The sequence below is a fragment of the Streptococcus infantis genome (assembly GCF_047465525.1).
GTDB classification, from domain to species: Bacteria; Bacillota; Bacilli; order Lactobacillales; family Streptococcaceae; genus Streptococcus; species Streptococcus infantis_R.
In genome coordinates, this window is sequence record NZ_JASGZS010000031.1 from 1 (window position 1) to 22,073 (window position 22,073).

At 40.4% G+C, this 22,073-nt stretch carries 15 protein-coding genes; 9 read left to right on the plus strand and 6 right to left on the minus strand.

Going from position 1 to position 22,073, the window contains the following annotated elements; genetic code table 11:
- Positions 1–157 precede the first annotated feature (157 nt).
- The 5 genes from QM374_RS09390 to QM374_RS09410 form a co-directional block, all read right to left on the minus strand.
- The gene (locus QM374_RS09390) at positions 158–1,816 is read right to left on the minus strand and encodes an ABC transporter permease (RefSeq protein WP_414311576.1); all 1,659 of its coding nucleotides are present in this window, start codon (positions 1,814–1,816) and stop codon (positions 158–160) included.
- On the minus strand, positions 1,806–2,897 hold the full coding sequence (locus QM374_RS09395) for an ABC transporter ATP-binding protein (RefSeq protein WP_371560089.1): 1,092 nt from the start codon (positions 2,895–2,897) through the stop codon (positions 1,806–1,808). Before QM374_RS09395 ends, QM374_RS09390 begins: the two co-directional genes overlap by 11 nt.
- A gap of 12 nt (positions 2,898–2,909) precedes the next feature.
- Entirely contained in the window at positions 2,910–3,956 is a 1,047-nt protein-coding gene (locus tag QM374_RS09400; RefSeq protein ID WP_301392152.1) for an ABC transporter substrate-binding protein, read from the minus strand.
- A 113-nt stretch (positions 3,957–4,069) separates the two neighbouring features.
- Positions 4,070–4,840 carry a response regulator transcription factor gene (locus QM374_RS09405; protein ID WP_153225280.1) on the minus strand — a complete coding sequence of 257 codons (771 nt, stop codon included), beginning with the start codon at positions 4,838–4,840 and terminating at the stop codon, positions 4,070–4,072.
- Positions 4,833–6,482 (minus strand): sensor histidine kinase, encoded by a 1,650-nt coding sequence (locus QM374_RS09410; protein ID WP_414311577.1) that lies wholly within the window; start codon positions 6,480–6,482, stop codon positions 4,833–4,835. The genes QM374_RS09405 and QM374_RS09410 overlap by 8 nt, the downstream gene beginning before the upstream one ends.
- Before the next feature lie 148 nt (positions 6,483–6,630).
- Here QM374_RS09410 and leuS point away from each other — a divergent pair, with 148 nt between their 5' ends.
- From leuS to QM374_RS09440, 6 genes are all read left to right on the plus strand, one after another.
- On the plus strand, positions 6,631–9,132 hold the full coding sequence (leuS, locus tag QM374_RS09415; RefSeq protein ID WP_414311578.1) for a leucine--tRNA ligase: 2,502 nt from the start codon (positions 6,631–6,633) through the stop codon (positions 9,130–9,132).
- A 53-nt stretch (positions 9,133–9,185) separates the two neighbouring features.
- Positions 9,186–9,998, plus strand: coding sequence for a hypothetical protein (locus tag QM374_RS09420; protein WP_414311579.1), 813 nt, complete (start codon positions 9,186–9,188; stop codon positions 9,996–9,998).
- A 55-nt stretch (positions 9,999–10,053) separates the two neighbouring features.
- On the plus strand, positions 10,054–10,746 hold the full coding sequence (locus QM374_RS09425; protein ID WP_414311580.1) for a GNAT family N-acetyltransferase: 693 nt from the start codon (positions 10,054–10,056) through the stop codon (positions 10,744–10,746).
- A gap of 11 nt (positions 10,747–10,757) precedes the next feature.
- Positions 10,758–11,180, plus strand: a complete 423-nt coding sequence (locus QM374_RS09430) for a GNAT family N-acetyltransferase (RefSeq protein WP_075231164.1) — start codon at positions 10,758–10,760, stop codon at positions 11,178–11,180.
- Between the two features lie 624 nt (positions 11,181–11,804).
- Positions 11,805–12,089: a type II toxin-antitoxin system RelB/DinJ family antitoxin gene (locus QM374_RS09435; protein WP_414311581.1), complete on the plus strand. Its 285-nt coding sequence runs from the start codon at positions 11,805–11,807 to the stop codon at positions 12,087–12,089.
- Positions 12,079–12,432 (plus strand): type II toxin-antitoxin system RelE/ParE family toxin, encoded by a 354-nt coding sequence (locus tag QM374_RS09440; protein ID WP_414311582.1) that lies wholly within the window; start codon positions 12,079–12,081, stop codon positions 12,430–12,432. The genes QM374_RS09435 and QM374_RS09440 overlap by 11 nt, the downstream gene beginning before the upstream one ends.
- A gap of 932 nt (positions 12,433–13,364) precedes the next feature.
- On the opposite strand, the gene QM374_RS09445 is transcribed toward QM374_RS09440, so the two are convergent.
- On the minus strand, positions 13,365–13,541 hold the full coding sequence (locus tag QM374_RS09445) for a type I toxin-antitoxin system Fst family toxin (protein ID WP_414311583.1): 177 nt from the start codon (positions 13,539–13,541) through the stop codon (positions 13,365–13,367).
- A gap of 123 nt (positions 13,542–13,664) precedes the next feature.
- Here QM374_RS09445 and ruvB point away from each other — a divergent pair, with 123 nt between their 5' ends.
- The 3 genes from ruvB to QM374_RS09460 all read left to right on the plus strand — a co-directional run.
- On the plus strand, positions 13,665–14,663 hold the full coding sequence (gene ruvB / locus QM374_RS09450) for a Holliday junction branch migration DNA helicase RuvB (protein ID WP_083301261.1): 999 nt from the start codon (positions 13,665–13,667) through the stop codon (positions 14,661–14,663).
- Complete coding sequence (locus QM374_RS09455; RefSeq protein WP_414311584.1) at positions 14,644–15,216, plus strand: nucleotidyltransferase family protein; 573 nt, start codon at positions 14,644–14,646, stop codon at positions 15,214–15,216. Before ruvB ends, QM374_RS09455 begins: the two co-directional genes overlap by 20 nt.
- A gap of 574 nt (positions 15,217–15,790) precedes the next feature.
- Positions 15,791–22,073: accessory Sec-dependent serine-rich glycoprotein adhesin (locus QM374_RS09460; protein ID WP_414311585.1), on the plus strand; the 6,283-nt coding region annotated here is incomplete at its 3' end.

A 22,073-nucleotide genomic window follows, 5' to 3' on the forward strand; every position in this document is an offset into this window, starting at 1 on the left:
AACCACGATATTATACAAACTAGAATAAGGACTGACATCCATAGTTAACTGATTATCAAGCATCATTTCACCTCATCTCTAGTATAACAAAAAAGCCATCTATTGGATGACTTTTTCAGTGGGCTCGGGGGAATTGGCTGTTTTAGTAGGAAAAAAACTAGAGCGTAATGCTGTTATTTTTAGAAATTTTCATAAATAGTAACAAGGAAGTGACTGTCAAGATAGTGAGGATAGTAGATAGGGCTGCTGCCACACCATAATTCCCACGAAGTACTTCAGTGTAAATAGCTACGGTCATTGTTCTAGTTTTAACGTTATATAAGAGAATGGAAGTAGATAGTTCCGAAATCATTGTTACCCATGAAAGGATTGCTCCTGAGATGATCCCTGAAAGCATCATTGGGGTTGTGATTTTAGTAAAGGTATTGAGACGACTACTTCCCAAACTTTCTGCTGCTTCTTCAATACTAGGAGCAATCTGTTGCAAACTTGCAACTGAAGAACGAATGGTATAAGGAAGTCTTCTGACAGATAAGGACATAATCAAGATGAAGACTGTTCCAGTAATCATCAGGAAACCACTTCCGAAGAGGCCTGTATTGAATGAAGAGATAAAGGCAATACCGAGTACAGTTCCTGGTACGATATAAGGTACCATACTAAGACTATCGATTAAGTTGGTAAATAGGTTGCGTTTGCGAACTGCAAGGTAGGAGATGAAGGTCGCAAAGACAACAACTAGAACCAAGGCAAGGAGAGGGATACGAATGGTATTAAAAATAGCAGATCCCATACGGCTAAAGGCAGTCTTATAGCTGTTTAGTGAATATCCTTTGACGAAAACCATACCAGATGTTTTCAGGAAGGATGTATAAATCAAGTAAACTTGAGGCAAAACAGAGAATAAGATAATGCCATAAACTGTCACATAAATAGCAGCCATCTTCCCTTTTGTCGTTTTCTTAGGTTCAATTGGATGAAGCGAGTTCATACTGAAACTGTAGCGATTTGAAACGTACTTTTGGATGAGGAAGATAACTAGGGCGATTGTAATCGCCATAATTGCTAAGGCTGATGCGAAGGCGGAGTTGCCTCCTACCTCACTGATAAACTGTGTATAGATCAAGACTGGGAAGGTACGATATCCCTCACCAATCAACATCGGAGTACCAAAGTCCGAGAAGGCTCTCATAAAGACGAGGAGTGCAGCTGCTAGTAAGGTTGGAACTAAGAGAGGTAAAACGACTGTTACAATTCGTTTTAGACCGAAAGATCCCATGCTTTCAGCAGCTTCCAAGAGGGAGTTGTCGATACTCTTCATAGTCCCAGCTACGTAAAGAAAGACGAGAGGGAAGAGTTGAAGTGTAAAGACAAGCACAATACCTTTGAAACCGTAGATGTCAAGACCTGGCAAGTGAAGTGTGTTGGTTAGAAACTTTGTGATGACCCCGTTTCTTCCCAGCAATAGAATCCAAGAATAGGCACCTACAAAGGGAGCTGACATGGATGCGATGATGATTAATATCTGTAAAAACTTCTTTCCCTTGAAGTCATACATTGAAAAGAGATAAGCTAGCAAGGTACCAACAAGGACAGAAGTGATTGTTGCAGTTACAGAAACCTTGAAACTGTTGATAAGGGTTTCAGAGTAGTAAGATTTGCTAAAGAAAGTAACAAAATTTTCTAATGAGAAATGACCTTCATGTACCAGTGCCTGTTTTAATACCGTAACAATTGGATAGACTAGAAAAACAAGATAAGTAAGGAAGATGAAGAAGGAAGACGCCGTCCAGATATTTAGTTTTTTACGCTCCATGGCTGACTCCTTTTATGAGATTGCGCGAACCATTTTCAGAGAAAACATTGAGTTTTTGAGTATTGATACGCAAACGAACGCGATCTCCTTTCTTCAAATCTTCTTCAAATGTAGATTCTTCACTTACCTGAAGTTTTGAAGCAAATCCTGTCTCAATGAAGTATTCGGTATTAAGTCCAAGATAGACACTATCAGTAATTGTTCCATCGATTGGTCCGTTTTCGTCACGGATAAATTCTTCGGGACGAATGCTGACATGAATAGCTTGTTCTTCCACCTGATCTAGTGCTGGCATACGAAGAGAATAACCATCTTCAAAAACGATGTAAGCTCCGTCAGCTTGCTTTTCCAAACGAGCAGGGATTATATTTGTTCTACCAATAAAGGTTGCGACAAATTCATTTGCTGGTTTGTGGTAGAGCTCTTTTGGACGACCAATTTGTTGAATAACACCGTCTTTCATAACAGCAATTTGGTCAGAAATAGCCATAGCTTCTTCTTGGTCGTGGGTTACGTAGACAGTGGTAATACCAACTTCGTGTTGAATTTCGCGAATAGCCTGACGCATATCCAAGCGAAGTTTGGCATCTAGGTTACTGAGGGGTTCGTCCATGAGGAGAACGCTAGGATTAACAGCCAAGGCACGTGCTAGTGCAACCCGTTGTTGCTGACCACCACTAAGTTTATCTGGTTTACGATCAGCATACTGGGCAATCTGCATCAACTCAAGGTATTTATTTGTTTGTTCAATGAGTTCATCTTTTGGAACTTTCTTTTGCTTGAGCCCGAATGCAACGTTATCACGCACTGTCAAATGTGGGAAAATTGCATAGTTTTGGAAAACCATCCCAATGTTTCGCTTGCTAGGTTCCATGTTGTTGATTTTAGTATCGTCGAAGTAGAACTCTCCTCCTTCGATGCTATTGAAACCTGCAATCATACGAAGTAAGGTTGTTTTCCCACAGCCTGAAGGCCCAAGGAGAGTGAAAAGGCTCCCCTTAGGAATGGTCACGCTTAGATTTTCGATAACAGCTACATCGTGATAAATTTTCTTGGCATTAATAATCTTGATCTCACTCATAGTTAACCTCTTTTACTGTTTAGATTGGATATCTGTAAAGACTTCGTTGTATTTCTTCACGATATCTGATTTGTTTTTGATGACATAATCATAGTCTTCAGTTAGTGTTTTAATTTGTTCGATTGGTTTCATGTTTTCGCTAGTTTTAGCATTTTTACGAACTGGTCGGTTAGTAGTTGTTGTACCAAGCGTGTCTTGGACTTCTTGAGAAATGATGAAGTCGATAAATTTCTTAGCGTTTTCCATGTTCTTAGCGTTTTTAATAATAGCAGCGCTAGCAGGCAGGAAGACAGTACCTTCTTTTGGATAAACAACCTTGATGTTAGCTCCGTCGTTTAGAAGTTTCACTGCGGGGTCTTCGTAAGAAAGACCAACAGCCATTTCTCCATCTGCTACGGCCTTGTAAACGCCAGATGAACTTGAGCCGATTTTACCGTCAATCAAAGTAAAGAGATCTTTGACATAAGTCCAAGCCTTGTCGTCTGTATAGCCGCCCTCAGCTTGTAACATGTTTGTTAGTTGAGCAAAGGCGCTAGAAGAGTTGGCTGGGTCTGCAGTTGCGATTTTTCCTTTGAGTTCTGGTTTGATGAGGTCGCTATAACCTTCAATATTCATCCCCTTAGTCAAGTCAGGGTTGACGATCAAAACACTACCATCCAATGTATAAGGAGTTGAGTAGCCAGTTGTATTTTGATATTCTTTGATTACATTATCGTTTTCCGTTGATACGTAATTTTCAAAAAGTTCCCCGTGGGTAGCATATTGGGTATAGGAACCACCAAAGATGATATCTGCCACAGGGGCTTCTTTTTCAGATTCTAGTTTTTTAAAGAGTTCACCTGTTCCTGCTTGAATGAGTTCAACCTTGATGCCATACTTTTCTTCAAAAGCAGGAATAGTTGCTCCAATCAATCCTTCTGAGTTTGGGGAGTAGACTACTAGAGTATCGCTTCCTCCATTTTCAGTTGCCTTTTCTCCTGAAGCGTCGTCAGAAGAGCAGGCAGCAAGCCCCAAAATAGCAAGTCCACACGCAGCATAATACATCCATTTCTTTTTCATGATGGATACCTCCATAGTTTTGTTACCTCTATTGTAAAGTAATGAAAGCGTTTTTAAAACCTAAAATTCTATCCTAATGGGGTAAAATTCTCTACAAAAAAGAAGAACAGTGTCTAAACTATTCTTCCAATGGATTTTAACTCTTTAGGAGAGATATGAAAGTATTTCTTAAAAACTTTACCAAAATATTTATAGTCTGAAAAGCCGACTTCTTCAGCGATTTGGCTAAGAGGGGAATCAGGATGTTGACTCATCTTTTCAACGGCTTGTTTTAAACGATACTGAAGAATGTATTCGTTCAAGGTGATAGGGAAGTCTTCTTTGATAACCTTGTAGAGATAACTTTCGCTATAGCCTAGATTCTCTGCAATGGTAGAAATGGTAAAGTGTAGGTAGTAGTGTTGGTGGACAAATTCGAGAATTTGTTGAATCAATTGGTTTTGAGGATTGATTTTTTGAAGCGACGTAACAAAGGCTTGGTAGTCATGTAAAAATGGATTGGTTTGGTGTTGATCCATCTTGAGGCGCAAAGTTATTTTTTCTAAACACTCTGTTAATTCTACGACATTTATGGGTTTTGGAAGGAAGTCTACTGCTCCGAATTGCATGGCCTTTTTTGCATTTTGGAAATCATTGTAACCAGAGAGGATCACTTTTTCATATGAGAGTGAACGAGTCGCTTCAAACATCATAAAAGCATCCATGATGGGCATGGTAATGTCTGTCAGGACGATGTGTGGTTTCTCTTTTTGAATTAACTCCATGCCTTCTTGTCCGTGACTTGCAGTTCCAACGACTTGAATGCCCAAGGCTGAGTAGTCGACGGCAATTTCAAGCCATTTTCGGATCAGGTGTTCATCTTCGACAATGATTAGCTTAAACATGCGTTCTTCCTTTCGTGACAAATTTTACCCAGGTTTCACCTTGCGGGTTCACTCCTAAATCCAATTCGACATTTTCAAAAAAGTTATTCAATCGTTTGTAACTATTGACAATACCGTGCTGTGTATGTGGACTGTCCAAGGATTCTAAGATGTGTAGACGTTCTTGTTTGGTTAGACCACCAGCATTATCCTTAACGATAAAGATCAATGCTTCCTGCTCTTGAGTAATTTGGATAGAGATGGCAAGGTCGATACGATACTGCCTTCCGTATTTTAGAGCATTTTCTACAAGGGGTAATAGGAAAAGTTTCGGAATAGTTTGGGAATGTAGATTCTCAGAACAGTTAATCTGATAAGAAAAATGTTCAAATCGAATCTGATGGATTTTCAGATAAGCTTCGATAATCTCTAGGTCCTGCCCAAGAGTCGTTTCTTTTTCTAGTTCAGTTACACTATATCGCAGGATGCGCGTGAGATTTTGAATAAGTTCTTGAGTAATACTAGCATCAATCATACTCGTGATTTTAATGGTTTCCAAGGTATTGTAGAGGAAGTGAGGATTAAACTGAGCTTCCAGCATCTTTCTTTCAAAGATCCACTTTTCCTTCTCAATGGTCAACATCTTTTGATGGAGCTCATCCAACTCTTGGAGCATATCGGTGATTTTCTCAGCAATCAGTTCAAATTCGTCTCCTGTCTGGAGGATCAGCTTCTTGTCCTTTTTCTTAGGAATTTCCTGCAGTTGATAGACTAGACTTTCAATAGGGCCGGCATTGTGCGTCGCAATTTTATAAGCAATTCGTCTCGCCTGCCAGAAGTATAATAGAAAGATACAGAGTGTTAAGACAGAAGCAAGCCCTAGTAAACTCGGAATGGGAAAGAAAGATTGAAAGGTGTAGATTGAGAAAATCGGTTCAATTTTACGTTTTTCAATCAGAAGTGGATTTTCAACATACCAATGAGTTTTAGACTGGAGTAATTTTTCATCAAATTTTTCCAGAGTTGATTGAGTAAATTGATTGGTATTACTAGAGTAGATGTTTCCAAAAGTATCTGTAATGGCGCATTTTGAATTGATGAGAGGGATACTGGACACAAATTCATTTTCATTTACAAAAGAAATGCTATAAGCCTTAACTCGTTGATTTTGAACGATAGGCATAATGAAGAGTGCGTAATGTTGCTTATCTATTGACAAAGCAACCTTTTCTGTAATGACTCCTTGAATCGGATTTTGAATTAACAATTTTAAATAATGAGGAGCTAAAATAGTTTCTTGATGGTTGCGATTGGTACTAAAGAGAAGTTCTCCTGTGTCATCAAGGATGATAAAATCAGAACTGAGTTTCAGTTGAGCTTTTGTTTCATAAAATAGACTAAAGAGTTCTCGGTCAGTGTGTTTACCCTCTAAAAATTCTGGGACCATTTTTTGATTCATGGTTTCCAACAATTCATAGTTCGCTTGTTTCATGTCGCGAATATGTTGGACGATCTGTTGAGTGTCCTTTGTGAGTTGTTGCTTTTGAAGGAAATAAGAAAATCCAAACAAGAGAATGAGGAGTAAAAACGAGGTCGCTAAAGCAGCCAAAGAACTACGGTGAAGAATCTCTTTTTGGAGAGAATGTTTGAAAGAATGGGCCATAAATCACCTCTTATAAAGAGCTTGCTAAAGTAAGTATAGCAGTATTAAAAATGGAAGGCAAGGTGAAAAGAGAAAAGAGTTGAAAAGAAAGAGACGAATTTCCCCTAAAAATGGTATAATAGTAACATCATAAAATTGGAGAATTAGCATGAGTTTTTACAATCATAAAGAAATTGAGCCTAAGTGGCAGGGCTACTGGGCAGAACATCATACATTTAAGACAGGAACAGATGCATCAAAACCGAAGTTTTATGCTCTTGATATGTTCCCTTATCCGTCTGGAGCGGGTCTGCACGTAGGACACCCAGAAGGTTATACCGCAACCGATATCCTCAGCCGTTACAAACGTGCGCAAGGCTACAATGTCCTTCACCCAATGGGATGGGATGCTTTTGGTTTGCCTGCAGAGCAATATGCTATGGATACAGGAAATGACCCAGCGGAATTTACAGCGGAAAACATTGCTAACTTCAAACGCCAAATCAATGCGCTTGGATTCTCTTACGACTGGGACCGTGAAGTCAATACGACAGATCCGAACTACTACAAGTGGACGCAATGGATCTTTACTAAGCTTTACGAAAAAGGCTTAGCTTACGAAGCTGAAGTGCCAGTAAACTGGGTTGAAGAATTGGGAACAGCTATCGCCAACGAAGAAGTTCTTCCAGATGGAACATCTGAGCGGGGTGGCTATCCAGTTGTCCGTAAACCAATGCGCCAATGGATGCTTAAAATCACTGCCTATGCGGAGCGTTTGCTCAATGACTTGGATGAGCTTGATTGGCCAGAGTCTATCAAAGATATGCAGCGCAACTGGATTGGTAAATCAACAGGTGCTAACGTAACTTTCAAGGTGAAAGGGACTGACAAGGAATTCACCGTCTTTACGACTCGTCCAGACACCCTTTTTGGAGCGACCTTCACTGTTTTGGCTCCTGAGCATGACTTGGTTGACGCTATTACAAGCCCAGAGCAGGCTCAAGCTGTGGCTGACTACAAACACCAAGCTAGCTTGAAATCTGACCTAGCTCGTACAGACCTTGCCAAGGAAAAAACAGGGGTTTGGACTGGTGCTTATGCTATCAACCCTGTTAACGGTAAAGAAATTCCAATCTGGATTGCTGACTATGTCCTTGCTAGCTACGGAACAGGTGCTGTTATGGCTGTACCTGCCCACGACCAACGTGACTGGGAATTTGCCAAACAATTTGACCTACCAATCGTAGAAGTCTTGGAAGGTGGAAACGTTGAAGAGGCTGCCTACACAGAAGATGGACTTCATGTTAATTCTGACTTCTTGAACGGTATCAACAAAGAAGACGCTATTGCCAAGATTGTAACTTGGTTGGAAGAAAAAGGCTATGGTCAAGAAAAGGTTACCTACCGTCTCCGCGACTGGCTCTTTAGCCGTCAACGTTACTGGGGTGAGCCAATCCCAATTATTCATTGGGAAGATGGGACTTCAACAGCTGTTCCAGAAAGTGAATTGCCACTTGTCTTGCCAGTAACCAAGGACATCCGCCCTTCAGGTACTGGTGAAAGCCCATTGGCTAACTTGACAGACTGGCTTGAAGTGACTCGTGAAGATGGTGTCAAGGGTCGTCGTGAAACAAACACCATGCCACAATGGGCTGGTTCAAGCTGGTACTACCTCCGCTATATTGACCCACACAATACTGAGAAATTGGCTGATGAGGACCTTCTCAAACAATGGTTGCCAGTAGATATCTACGTGGGTGGTGCAGAACACGCTGTTCTCCACTTGCTTTACGCTCGTTTCTGGCACAAATTCCTCTATGATTTAGGTGTAGTTCCAACTAAGGAGCCATTCCAAAAACTCTTTAACCAAGGAATGATCTTGGGAACAAGCTACCGTGACCACCGTGGCGCACTTGTGGCAACTGACAAGGTTGAAAAACGTGACGGTTCCTTCTTCCATGTGGAAACAGGGGAAGAGTTGGAGCAAGCACCAGCCAAGATGTCTAAATCCCTCAAGAACGTTGTCAACCCAGACGATGTGGTGGAACAATACGGTGCGGATACCCTTCGTGTCTATGAAATGTTCATGGGACCACTCGATGCTTCCATCGCTTGGTCTGAAGAAGGATTGGAAGGAAGCCGTAAATTCCTTGACCGTGTTTACCGTTTGATTACAAGTAAAGAAATTGTTGCGGAAAACAATGGCGCTCTTGACAAGGTTTACAACGAAACCGTTAAATCTGTTACAGAGCAAATCGAGTCTATGAAATTCAACACAGCCATCGCCCAACTCATGGTCTTTGTCAACGCAGCTAACAAGGAAGACAAACTCTATGTAGACTACGCCCAAGGCTTTATCCAATTGATTGCGCCGTTTGCACCTCACTTGGCAGAAGAACTCTGGCAAACAGTCGCAGCAACAGGTGAGTCTATCTCTTACGTAGCTTGGCCAACATGGGACGAAAGCAAATTGGTTGAAGATGAAGTCGAAATCGTCGTTCAAATCAAAGGCAAAGTCCGTGCTAAATTGATGGTTGCGAAGGACCTTTCTCGCGAAGAATTGCAAGAAGTGGCTCTGGCTAACGACAAAGTTAAAGCAGAGATTGATGGCAAAGAAATTGTGAAGGTGATTAGTGTCCCTAATAAACTCGTTAATATCGTTGTGAAATAAAAAGAAGTAACTCTAGAGTATGAACTTTAGAGTTACTTTTAGAAGAGGTTGGAATGAATAGATTAATGAACGATAGTAGGAAATGTGAAATTTTATTATTTAAGATTTCTATTATTGTAGTGTTAGTAATGTCAATAGTGGGTGCATATTATTTTAAAGATTTTCTTTTGGAACAGAAAAATTTAACTTTGACACTCACTTTAGACACTCTCTTTGCAGTTTTTATTACTTTCTTTAGTTTTTCGAATGATAAATCAAGCAATATTTTTGGAATGTCACCAAATGAAATTATAAGGACACAGTCTGAAGTGTATAATTTTTTATTTACAAAATCTTTTGCAACTTTGCTAATGGTAACGAATTTGTTATCTATTATTCATTATTTTGGAGCCAAAAATTTTATAGTTTCTATTAATGAAACTTATCTTCGCGTTCAATTTAGTGTTGGTTTCATGTGGATATCACTGTTTGTTATTCTGATAATCTATTTTATTTGGCTCTTAATAGAGGGATTAAAATATATTGAAGTGATAAATTTTACAATCCAGAATAAGGCTCTAGTGAACTTTTATATGCAGACTCGTGTAACCCCGGTTAAACAATATTTAAAATCTCTTAAATTATATGAAAATTGCCTAAATAAAACATTAACTGTTCTTATCATATTTTTAGGAGCTGTTGATCAAGAAGGGGGAGAAGGGCCTCGTGACGCAGTGAGGATTATGTTTGAATCTTTTGATAAAGCAGACCAAATTGCAGCTCTAAGTATTTGTAGACAAAATATAAAAGATGGGAAAATAAATAATCAGATAGATGCGAGTAATCTGTTAGATGAAATTGATAAAAAACTTGAAATTAGCAGATAGGACAATTCAAATAGGGTTGAGTAAAAAGTTTGGAAAGCGAAACAAGGAGAAAACTATGCCTGTAAATGAATATGGTCAGATGATTGGTGAACCTGTAGACGATACACCTGGAGTTTTACCGTCACTTGTACGGATAGAAGGACAGTATACGATTATCGAAGCTCTTTCAGTGGAAAAGCATGCGGAGGATTTGCTGGCTGTTTATGGTCCAGAATCACCTCAAGAGATGTGGACCTATCTCTTTCAACCACCAGTAGAAAATCTTGAAGAATTAATTGTTGCTATGAAGCAGATGATTGAGCGCAAGGATCGCTTCTATTATGCGATTATCGATAAAGTGACTGGAAAGGCGCTGGGGACTTTTTCTCTCATGCGTATTGACCAAGCCAATCGCGTGATTGAAGTTGGAGCCGTGACCTTTTCGCCGGCTCTTAAACAGACCAGGATGGGAACAGAAGCCCACTATTTGCTTGCTCGTTATGTCTTTGAAGAGCTTAACTATCGCCGTTATGAGTGGAAATGTGATGCGCTAAATCTACCTTCTAGAAAAGCAGCAGAACGTTTGGGCTTTATCTACGAGGGAACCTTCCGTCAAGCTGTTATTTATAAAGGGCGTACTAGAGATACGGATTGGTTGTCTATGATCGACAAGGATTGGCCAAGGGTTAAGGCTCGTTTTGAAGCATGGTTGAAGCAAGATAATTTTGATGAAAATGGACAACAGATTAAATCTCTACGAGAATGTTAGGAAGGTTTGCTATGATTAAGATTACAAAAGAAACATCTGTTTCAATTGATGACGTTTTACATCTCTATCAGGCAGTTGGTTGGACAAACTATACCAATCAGCCACAGATGTTGGAGCAGGCCTTGTCTCATTCGCTAGCCATTTATCTAGCGCGTGATGGCGAGAAAATCGTTGGTCTAGTTCGCTTGGTTGGAGATGGTTTTTCATCCGTTTTTGTCCAGGATTTGATTGTTTTGCCAAGCTATCAGCGCCAAGGGATTGGTAGCGCCTTGATGAAGCAAGCTCTAGCTGATTATAAGGATGCCTACCAAGTACAACTAGCGACAGATGAGTCAGAAAAGACTCTTGGATTTTATCGTTCCTTAGGTTTTGAAACCTTATCTAGTTTTCAGTGTACGGGTATGATTTTGGTGGACCGAAAAAAATTAAAATAATTTTTTTTCACTTAAGCTAACTTTAAGTCTTGTCCTGTATCATGTAATTATTAAATAAAGACCTCCTAATACTCTTCGAAAATCTCACCATACTTCGTTAGAGTCGACTTATCTCTTGTGTCGCTCTACCTAGTCTGATTTCGATTTTCATTGAGTAACCTTTATTTAATAGAAATCCTAAACTTTTTTTCATAATAATCTCCCTAATGAAGTCACCCAATTCGGTGGCTTTTTGTTATATGGCTTTCAGCGATATTTCATTTATATTCGTTGTTTTGAACAAAAGTAAAAGTTCGTGTCAAGGAAAACGCGGATATCTATATAATACAAAGATCACCGTATCTTCTATTGTTTAGAAACTTGATGCCTTTAAAATTGGTGTTATTAAATTTTTTAATGACCTACGTGAGATCCTGATAAAAAGTATCTGATTTATCGTGATTTTATCAAAAGGTATCGAAATATGAAAGAATTAAATTTTTCAAAAAGAAGATTGTCGAGGAAATCTCGTGTAACAATATAGTATTTCGTGAGGAAGTAAGATTATGGAAAAAACACTTTTTCTTGATGAAAATCTATATCTAGTATATAATCAATCTATAACGTATAGATTGGAGATATATCATGGCTATAAGTTTATCGAAACAATATAATTTTAAACTGAATGAGGCTATTATGGAACAAGCTCGAAATATTATCAAGGAAAAGGGCATGACAATGACAGATGCTATTTCTTTATTTGTGGAGCAAATAGTTCTGGAGCAAGATTTGCCTATTAAGACGGCCGAAGATTTGCATAGAGAGCAGTTAATTGCTGAATTACAAGCCCAATCTGAACGTTCCTTGAGAGAATATGAGGCAGGCGAAGGAGCTTCTCTAGACAATGTGAGGGCACGCTATGGCTTATAAAGTGATTCTTTCGAAAGAAGTTGAACAAGCTATCGACAATATACACGAATATATAGCTACGGTACTTTTAGCCCCTCAATCTGCGAAAAATACTGTAGTAAAAATTTTAGACGGCTTAAAAAGTCTAGAAGTCTTTCCTGAGGCTGGTTTTGATGCAGATGAGAAAATCGGTGTAAAGATTAATAGTAAGTATCCTACACGAGGAAAAATTATAGATCAATACGTTTTGCTTTACTTTATTGATCAGACACAACAGACTGTTTTTCTCTCCCATTTATTTCATACCAAGAGTGACTATGTCACCTTGCTACAAAAAGACAATAAAAAAAGTTCAAAATCTTAAGCTAACTTTAAGTCTTATCCTGTATCATTTAGTTATTAAATAAAGACCTCCTGACTTTATTTAATAGAAATCCTAAAACTTTTTTTCATCATAATCTCCTAATAAAGTCACCCAATTTGGTGGCTTTTTTCTTGTTTGCTTTTAGCAATTTTTAATTAGTATTTATTATTTTTGAACAAAATTAAAAACTAGCAAATCTTAAGTTAATTTTAAGTTTGCTTGTATATTATGTAATCATTAAATAAAGACCCCCTAACTTTATTTAATAGAAATCCTAAACTTTTCTTTTTCATAATAATCTCCCTTAACTCCACCCAATCAGGTGGAGTTTTTTTGCTCTATTTCAGGCTTTTAGAGAGTTTCCTAAACGTCGTTTTCCGATAAATTTCGGTAGTTTTCGGATTTTGGTCGGGGAATTGGCGGGGACTTTTTAGCGAATATGACTAAGAAATAGGTCTGTAGTCGTTTCAGTGAGTTCGTCCTCAACTTGGTTATAACGATCCGTCATATAGATTTTTGTATGGCCTAGTGCCTTCCCAAACTGCTCGGTTGGAACTCGTGAAATAATGTGAGGAAGTGGTACATCATATGTAAGTCTATCGTTTTATTTAGTGGATTAAAATGTTGGTTTGACTAATTTGAGTTGATGAGCGCCCATGTTCATTGATAGTGATGTAATCTTTTGTTTTCTTTGATAATTCCTAAGGTTCTCTTAATATTGAAAGTCTTATTGGACAAGGGAGTAAACTTTTGACAAAATTCGCGAACTGCGGGATAATAAAAGGGAATTAAGTATTGTGTCTATATCATAGGCTAGAAAAGACCCCAAGCTCACGACCAAATAAGCTTGGGGTCTTTTTGACACTAGTTATCCTTGTTTAGCCATTTATCGACTAATACTCTTCGAAAATCAAATTCAAACCACGTCAGCTTCACCTTACCGTATATATGTGACTGACTTCGTCAGTCTTATCTGCAACCTCAAAGCTGTGCTTTGAGCAACCTGCGGCTAGCTTCCTAGTTTGCTCTTTGATTTTCATTGAGTACAGGCGAAGAACGACACCGACCACAATTGGTCCGATGATAGTTTTGAGTACTAGTTCCATCATGGGCTATTTCACCTCCTTTCGTAGGCGGTGTAGCAGTGCCGTAGAATATTATATCTAAACTCGGGAGCTACCAAATTCGATGGCTTTTTTGTTTGTGGATTGGATTTTTGATATAATAGAGTCATGAGTAGAATTTTAGACAATGAAATCATGGGTGATGAGGAGCTGGTAGAACGTACCCTTCGTCCCCAATATTTACGTGAATATATCGGTCAAGATAAGGTCAAGGATCAGCTTCAAATCTTTATAGAAGCCGCTAAAATGCGTGACGAGGCGCTGGATCATGTTCTTTTGTTTGGCCCTCCAGGTCTCGGGAAAACAACCATGGCTTTTGTCATCGCCAATGAACTGGGAGTCAATCTCAAACAAACGTCTGGTCCCGTTATCGAAAAAGCCGGTGATCTGGTTGCGATTTTGAATGACTTGGAGCCAGGAGATGTTCTTTTTATTGATGAGATTCATCGCTTGCCCATGTCGGTGGAAGAGGTGCTTTACAGTGCTATGGAAGACTTCTACATCGACATCATGATTGGTGCGGGGGAAGGTAGTCGCAGTGTTCATCTAGAATTACCACCTTTTACCTTGATTGGTGCGACGACACGAGCAGGGATGCTCTCAAATCCTCTGCGGGCACGTTTTGGAATTACAGGTCATATGGAATACTATGCCCACGCTGACTTGACAGAGATTGTTGAGCGGACAGCAGATATTTTTGAGATGGAAATCACCCATGAAGCAGCTTCGGAGTTGGCCTTACGTAGTCGAGGAACTCCTCGTATCGCCAATCGTCTTCTCAAGCGCGTGCGAGACTTTGCGCAGATTATGGGTGATGGCTTGATTGATGATGTGATTACGGATAAGGCTTTGACCATGCTGGATGTAGACCATGAAGGCTTGGACTATGTGGACCAGAAAATTCTCCGCACCATGATTGAGATGTACGGTGGCGGTCCTGTCGGTCTAGGAACACTTTCTGTTAATATCGCGGAAGAACGTGAGACGGTTGAGGATATGTACGAACCTTACCTAATCCAGAAAGGCTTTATCATGCGGACTCGTTCAGGTCGGGTCGCGACAGCTAAGGCATATGAACATTTGGGATATGAATACATTGAAAAATAAGGCTGAAATCTTAGAATCTTTTAGAGAAAATCCTGATATGATGGCTATTCTGACTATTATCCGTGACTTGGAGTTGAAAGATTCTTGGTTGGCGGCTGGTTCGGTCCGAAATTTTATCTGGAATCTCTTGTCAGATAAATCCCCTTTTGACCGTGAAACGGATGTGGATGTGATTTTCTTTGACCCAGATGTGAGTTACGAAGAAACGCTGGCTATAGAGAACAAGTTGAGAGAGGACTTCCCTCAGTATCAGTGGGAGCTGAAAAATCAAGTCTATATGCATCAGCATAGTCCCCACACACCTCCGTATAGAAATTCCTGCGATGCCATGAGTAAGTATCCTGAACGTTGTACGGCAGTGGGACTTCGCTTGCAAGCTGACGCAACTTTAGAGCTCTTTGCGCCTTATGGTTTGGAGGATATTTTGAACTTTCAAGTTCGTCCGACTCCTCATTTTTTAGAAAATCAAGACCGAATGAAGCTCTATCAAAAGCGTTTATCTAAGAAAAACTGGCGAGAAAAATGGAAAAATCTCACAGTTAAAAATACTTAAGGAAACTTTAAGATAGGAGTTGTATACTTATCTCATAAGTTAAAAAGACCTTAACTTATACTCCTAAAACTTTTTCATAATAATCTCCCTATAAAAAATTAAGTCGCCCAATCAGGCGGCTTTTTTTGATGGATCAATGATTCGACATATAGTAGATTGAACCTAGAATAGTACGCTACGGATTTTAAAATATTTTTAGAAATTGATCTGACTTTTCTTTCTGGTCAATTTGTTTATATTTTATTTCATCCTACTGATTTTTTACAATAATATTTGATTTTTCAAAGGTGAACAGATGATTATTGGACAAAAAAGAATCTTACAATCAGGGAAAATCTACAAAAAGTTCAAGGTGTTTTTGTTAATCTATTTTCAACTTAATCTTTGGACAAAGAAGCCTATAGTGTGCTATAATAAAGTGTTATAGATTGAGCTCTATATCAAAAATTTTTTAAGACTACACCATTGCTTGTCAGGGTGAAAAAAGAGAAAATATCCATGTAACGTGGCTGTGTATCTTAAGGATGTTTTGGTATTTAGTTTTTTATAAAAAATGAACTCAAGGAGAAAAAACATGTTTTTTAGACGTCAGGAAGGACGATATAGAGAAACAGACCGAGTAACGAGGTATAAATTGATCAAGTCAGGGAAACACTGGCTTCGAGCATCTACCTCTCTTTTTGGTTTGTTCAAGGTTCTTCGTGGTGGTGTTGATACTGCTCAGGTGACAACTGAAGTTGTGGAAGATCGTGTCTCAACTTCTTTAACTGGGATAGATGTCCTCAAGGGGATAGTTGCCGCGGGGGCCGTTGTTGGTGGTGGAGTTGCCACTCATACGCAAGTCCATGCCAATGAACAGCTGGCTGTAGAGAAAGTCGTGGATGGTACTGACAATCTAGTGAATTCTGATCAGGTTGTTTTGGGAACTGTCAATAAAGATGAGGAGCAGCAAACGTCTGTTTCAACATCTACCTCTGTTAGTGAGAGTGTCTCAATCTCTGCTTCTACAAGTGCCTCTATTTCGGCCTCAACAAGTGCATCCGAGTCCGTAAGTGCCTCAACATCAGCTAGCACTAGTGCCAGTGTTTCATCTTCAACTTCAGCTAGTATCTCATCTTCATTGAACGATTCTGCCTCAACATCAGATAGTGCTTCGACTGTTGCAAGCAGTTCCCTCTCTGAGGTTTCGCATGTAGAAGGTTCACAGACGGCTCCTAGCGAAGATGCTATCAGTAACGACAGAGTATCAAGAACTACAGTAGACGCTAGCAATGTTGAGGTCAATCCTGATCTTTCTAGTTCTCTTTCAACTGCAGAAAACTTCACAAGTCAAAATGCGAGTCTGACAGCAACCACAACAGCGACTCTTGCTGCGACAACGACTGCAGAAGTGAGCGCTAAAAAGCAAGCAGAAGACCGTAAGAAACTGGCAGCACTTTCAGCAGAAATGGGAGAATACCTAGCTAAAGCCGTGGACCTTCCAGATACAAGCTCAGCCATTCTTAAGGTGAAATCTGCTATTGCTGAGATTGAGTCTGCTCTCAAGGATCCAAATGCTGACCTAGGAACAGTTGTCAAGACAGCTACTTCAGCTCGCAACTCTATCGCCAATGCGGTTTCACGTGCAACCTCTGGCCAACGTGATAGCCGTAATGGGAAACCAATGGCAACGGGAGAAAATCTCCGAGGCCTTTCTCCGATTGCAGTAAACAATCACACCACAGCTCAACTTGGTCAAGGTAGTTATTCAAGTTCAAATCGTGAGGTTGTCTGGACAATCAAAATGCATTCGCAGAGTCCGCTTAATTATGCAGGTCTGATCGCACAAGTGGATAGAAACACAACCATCACTCGTGTTCTTTTCAATGGAGAAGCCATGGAGAAACGTGGTGGATCTGGTAATGAATATGTATTCAATAAGCGCCATGATTTGAATGGGAACCTTGAAGCGACTATATTGGTGTATGCGACGGTAAACAATCGTTCTAACGCAGCTACTTTGAATGCTCAAGTGGCAACAAGCAGTCAACCGTTTACAAGCGCCAACACTTCAGGAAATTATAGTAGCTCAATGAGCTCAACCGTTACGACTGGTGAAGCAGGTTATAACCGTGCAGCATCTAAACCACCTACCATTAGTTTCCCTGCAGATGTCACCTATTATAATGACAATTCTATTTCCACAATCAACTTGTCGATGAGTGATGATAGGGGGTTGAAAACATTAGCTGCAGGACCTAATAATACAATTATTACAGGCTTGAATGCTCCTAATTATCCAAAGAGTAAACGGGGAGTCCTTGGTGATTTTGGTGTGTATAATCAATGGGGTGCGCTTCTCTATTATCCAAAGCTTTATACGGTAAATATGGGAGGTACGATTGGTCGAGACAATGGAACATGGAAGCCGTTTGCTACTGGCGCGCACATTCTTGAATATATTGTAACAGATACTGACAATCAAACCACTACGGCTCGGATGACTGTTCGTATCAAAGGTTTCAACGAACGTAACGAGCCTGTGAGTGGTGATACTGTTACGGTTAACAATCCGTCATCTTTGAGCGAGACTGAGAGAGCTCAAATTCTTGAAAACTTTAGGAACAATAGTAAAAATGCCACTATCCTCAACAGTTCTGATTACAAGAAAAATTCTGAAGGTAATCACGAAATAACGGTGTCTAATACGGGTGAAATCACTATTACTTATCGTGATAACACTGTGGATGTCGTTCGAGCTAGCGTAAGAGCTGAAACGGTACCTCCTGTGCCTGGTGTTACAGTGACGCGTGATGGCCAGACCATCCAAGCAACAGAGAGCCCAGACCCTAGCCGTGGGAAGGAACACATCGTCTATGCTGGTGATGACTTTACAGTTGATTTCACAGCGTATGATAATAGCGGGAAACTAAAAGAGTTTAAGATTATCTCCAAAGCGGACGCTAATCGACCTGCTTTAACAACCAACTTCTTCCAAGGTGATAATGATACAGGAGATGAGTATGGTAAAGGTGTGGTTGACCATCTAAATAGTGGCGATATCAATGCTACTGAGAGCAGTCCAGCTCATATCGTTGTAAAGGCCCATCTTAGGGATGATTTGGAGTGGAAGTCAGGAAATACTTGGCAACGAAATGCGGTTGCTACCGACCAAGTAAATAATCGAAATGTCACAACAGGAACTGGTAATGTTCGTATCACTCAAGGACAACTGAAAGACCGTCTTAAAGTGACCGATCCTGACTTTACACCTGTAGTAAATAAAAACAGTTTAACAGACAACGAAAAGATAGATGTCAAGAATGCCATCTACGCTAAGAATGATAAGACAATTCATCGCATCAAGGACATTGAAGTTGCAAACGATGGTACTGCGACGATTGTTTATAAGGATAATACTCGTAGCAATCCAATTTCACAGTCAGTGACAGTCAATGAACGACCAAAATTGGTGATTCCTTATAATAATGCTACGACTAAGGAAATTTATCTCTATCGCGGAGAAGAAGTTAATGTAACCTTTAGTGCAACTGATGATTCTGGTAAGATTTCTTCATTGAAGTTTGAAATGCAGGGAACCGCTGATAACGCTAGTGGGACTAACTATGCTGGCTATAGCGGAATGAATCGTTTAAATCCGATCACTAGCTTAACGAATCAAGCGGATGCAAAGATTACCCTTACAGGAACTCTAGGTAAAACTGTACCGTTAGGGCCATTTGAACGCTATTTAATGGCAACAGATGATAAAAACACATCTGATAGTGACCATGCTAAAAATGGTATTACCGACAATGGTTATGTCAAGTTTGTAATCAAAAGCCAGACTGATAAATATACTGCTGTAGCGAAGGCGTCGACTATTTATACCTATACTGGTGAAACGGCAACAGATTTAAACGATGCTACGAACTTTGTCCAGCTTGATGGCGGAGGACAGCTCCCTCAAGGAACGACTGTTTCATGGGTTAGTCGGATTGACAACACATCTGCTGGGACAAAAAGTGCAGTTGCACGGGTTACTTATTCTGATGGCTCTACTGATGATGTAACAGTTAACTATACTGTTTATCCAAAAGTAGAAGCTAAAACTTACAATGGTGTGAAAGGTCAATTTTATGCCTTTAAAGGAACGACAGGTGATAAGCTAAGTAAAGTTTCTGGAGGAGATTGGGCTAATAATATTGGTAGAGATTCTGATTTGTATACCAATCTTAATGAACTTCCAACAGGAACCAAATGGTCTTATAAATATAAGTTAAATAACACAGGGGCTGAACAAACAACTAATGTTGGAACTCCTACTTTTGGTGAAGTATGGTATACGACTAAAGAGGTTGTGAATCTGGAACCTGTCAGTCACCATACAACCTATACGCTAATTGCCACTTATCCAAAAGGACGTTTTGGGGATGTTTCAACAAGCAATCCAGCCTTGACAAGTCAGACAAGCTTTGATTATACAGTTGTTGATCCTGTAGCTAGACAAGAGTATGTTACAACTGTGGGAAATAAGGCTCCATTAGCAGAGATTATTAAAAATCCAGGAGAGGCACTTAAAAATTCGAATACAAGTGTAGCTTTCCCAACAGGAACAACCTTTAGTTGGGTCCAGGCTCCTGATGACGCTATGCTGGCAAACCCTGGGGTTTATACGAAAAAAGTTACAGTCACTCTTCCGCAAGGTTCCTATAGTGGAGCTCCTGGAAATAGCAGAACAGTAGACGTGACTATTAAGGTAAACCCACAAGCGCCAGTTATCTCAGTTAATTCTACCAATGAAACTGGTGGCTTGCCAAATCGTTCGATCGTTGTTACGAATGTCACACCTGGAGCTCTTGTAACCTTGACTTTAGCTGGGCATACATTTACCAAGACAGCTAAAGACAATGAAACAAGCGTTACCTTTGAACCTGCAAAATTGCAAGACGCATACGACGGCAACAATGGTCTTCTTCCGACAGGTAACGTAACTGTTAAACAAAGCAAGGTCTTTACAAATCCTAGCACTGGTGCAAATGAAACCTTGGAATCAGCTACAACGACGAAGACGATTACCAAGGAAACTGTAGCACCTGAAGTAACTTTTGAACTTTATATTAAGAACGATAAAACTGGCCTATGGGAAAAACAATCGATTAAGAATAATGTTCGTCCAGGAGTCAGTGGTTACGAAGTCTTCGCAGGCGACAAGATTAAAGTTGTTTTAACTGCTAAAGATAATAGTGGTAAGATTAAAACTCTGAAATTAAACGATGGAACTTCTGATATCAGTCGTATTTTCCAAGATGGCTATTCTTCAGATGATGATGCACTAGGAATTAAGGATATTACCACTGAAGCTTCGGCGACAACTCCAAAAGTGCTAGAGTACACTGCTACTTATGGAGAAAATGTACAGTATAAAGATGGAAACAAATGGACTCGTGGAACTAATGCTACAGACTTATCAGATAATACGGGTAGAGTAACGACTGTAGTAGCACAAGGGAAACTGAACGAAAAATTCCCAGGTGTTAAACCAAAAGATGCTGTCCAGGTTTCTAATCTAACTTCCTTGACTCGAAAAGACCTTGATAAGATTCTTAATGCAGTGAAGACGTCTAACCCTGCAACAGATTTCCGTATTAAATCGTACGATATTGATAGCAATGGAACTGTAACGATTACCTACAAAGATGGAACAAAAAATACAGTAACTCCTGATTTGTCAGATTCGGATCATAAGTCAGCATCAGCGTCAACCAGTGCGTCAGTGTCTGCTTCAACCAGTGCATCAGTAAGTGCAATGACCAGTGCATCTGAGTCAGCTTCAACAAGCGCAAGTCAATCAGCAAGCACCTCAGCTAGCCAGTCAGCATCGACAAGTGCGAGCCAATCAGCCAGCACGTCAGCAAGCCAAAGTGCTTCAACAAGCGCAAGTCAATCAGCAAGCACCTCAGCAAGCCAGTCAGCGTCAACCAGTGCGAGCCAATCAGCAAGCACGTCAGCAAGCCAGTCAGCATCAACAAGCGCAAGTCAATCAGCAAGCACGTCAGCAAGCCAAAGTGCTTCAACAAGCGCAAGTCAATCAGCAAGCACGTCAGCAAGCCAAAGTGCTTCAACAAGCGCAAGTCAATCAGCCAGCACGTCAGCAAGCCAAAGTGCTTCAACAAGCGCAAGTCAATCAGCAAGTACATCGGCTAGCCAGTCAGCGTCAACCAGTGCAAGCCAATCAGCAAGTACATCGGCTAGCCAGTCAGCATCAACAAGTGCGAGCCAATCAGCAAGCACGTCAGCTAGTCAGTCAGCAAGCACGTCAGCAAGCCAAAGTGCTTCAACAAGCGCAAGTCAATCAGCAAGCACGTCAGCAAGCCAAAGTGCTTCAACAAGCGCAAGTCAATCAGCATCGACAAGTGCGAGCCAATCAGCCAGCACGTCGGCTAGCCAGTCAGCATCAACAAGCGCAAGTCAATCAGCAAGCACGTCGGCTAGCCAGTCAGCATCAACAAGCGCAAGTCAATCAGCAAGCACGTCAGCTAGCCAGTCAGCATCGACAAGTGCGAGCCAATCAGCAAGCACATCAGCTAGCCAGTCAGCATCGACAAGTGCGAGCCAATCAGCAAGCACGTCAGCAAGCCAAAGTGCTTCAACAAGCGCAAGTCAATCAGCAAGTACATCGGCTAGCCAGTCAGCATCAACAAGTGCGAGCCAATCAGCAAGTACATCGGCTAGCCAGTCAGCATCAACAAGTGCGAGCCAATCAGCAAGCACGTCAGCAAGCCAAAGTGCTTCAACAAGCGCAAGTCAATCAGCAAGCACGTCAGCAAGCCAAAGTGCTTCAACAAGCGCAAGTCAATCAGCAAGTACATCGGCTA